This is a genomic window from Actinomycetota bacterium (assembly GCA_005774595.1).
GTDB lineage: Bacteria > Actinomycetota > Coriobacteriia > Anaerosomatales > D1FN1-002 > D1FN1-002.
Genome location: VAUM01000452.1, coordinates 1 through 1266 on the forward strand (window position 1 = coordinate 1; position 1266 = coordinate 1266).

The following is a 1266-nucleotide window of genomic DNA, read 5'->3' on the forward strand; positions in this document are numbered from 1 at the left end:
TCCCATGCGTGACCGGACGACGCCACGCCGATCGCGGCGACGGCGAGGAAGGCGCCCGCCGCCAGGGACAGACGCGTCACGCCCGGGCCGGGGCGCCGGTCGAGGAGCATCACCGCGCCGGCGGCCAGCGCCGCCAGGGCCAGACCGACCGCGGCGAGGTCCCAGGTGCCGGCCCGGCCGCTCACCAGCAGCCGCGGCAGGACGCCGACGAGGCCGACCGCGGCGAGCACCCACGCGGCCGCCGGGATGCGGCGGCGCACCGCGCCGTCCTGCCGTGCCGCCTCGGAGGCCGTCACCTTCCCGTCGCCGCCTTCGCCCTAGCCGCGCGTCTTCGCGCGCGCGGCCTCTACCAGGCCGCCCTGCTCGATGATCGACTTGATGAACGGCGGGAACGGAGACGCGGTGAAGACGGCGCCCGTGGTCAGGTCGGTGATGACGCCCGCGTCCGCATCCACCCTGACCTCGTCGCCGTCACTGATGCCGTCGACCGCCTCGGCGCACTCCATGATCGGCAGGCCGGTGTTGATCGCGTTGCGGTAGAAGATGCGCGCGAAGCTCTTCGCGATGACGACGGAGACGCCCGCGGCCTTGATGGCGATGGGCGCGTGCTCGCGCGAGGAGCCGCAGCCGAAGTTCTCCTCGGCCACCAGGATGTCGCCCGGCTGCACCTTGGCGACGAAGCCGGCGTCGAGGTCCTCCATGCAGTGCTTCGCCAGCTCCGCCGGGTCCGACGTGTTGAGGTAGCGCGCGGGGATGATGACGTCGGTGTCGACGTCGCGGCCGTACTTGTGCGCCGTTCCCGAGAACTCCACGGTTGCTCCACTCCGGTTCGGAAAGGCACGCGCCGAGGCGGCGCCGCGCCGAGGTACAGCGGAAGATAGCACAGCGCGCGAAGGCGGCGACGTCCGCGCATCCGCTATCCTTTCGCTGGCGCGCGGGCCTTGAGGCGGTCCCGCGCCCGCCGGGCGAGCTTGATGGGAGTACGGAGACGCGATGACCGAGAGCGGGCAGACGGCCGAGCGGGCCGGGACCGCGGACCTCTCCCCCGCGGTGCTGGCGGTCGCGGCGCCCGGCATCGCCTCCGTGGCGCTTCCCGAGCCGGCGGGCCCCGTGGTCGCGACGGTGCTCGGGCTCGCCACCGCCGTCGCGCTCGTAGCGCTCGCGGCGTTGAGGGGCCAGGTCTCCCTTCCTCGCGCCGCCCGCATCCCCGTCGCGCTGCTCGCGGCGCTGGCCGGCTGGCTCACGGTCTGCGCGCTGCTGGCGGTC

The 1266-nt window shown here is 74.3% G+C and carries 3 protein-coding genes; 1 reads left to right on the forward strand and 2 read right to left on the reverse strand.

The features are described 5' to 3' along the window. A partial coding sequence (locus tag FDZ70_10890; protein ID TLM65719.1) for a hypothetical protein occupies positions 1–296 on the reverse strand: 296 nt, incomplete at its 3' end. A gap of 21 nt (positions 297–317) precedes the next feature. Then, a complete protein-coding gene (leuD, locus tag FDZ70_10895) occupies positions 318–812 on the reverse strand; it encodes a 3-isopropylmalate dehydratase small subunit (protein ID TLM65720.1) in 495 nt (164 codons plus the stop codon). Positions 813–993: 181 nt separating this feature from the next. On the opposite strand from leuD, the gene FDZ70_10900 reads away from it, so the two are divergent. Next, positions 994–1266: hypothetical protein (locus tag FDZ70_10900; protein ID TLM65721.1), on the forward strand; the 273-nt coding region annotated here is incomplete at its 3' end.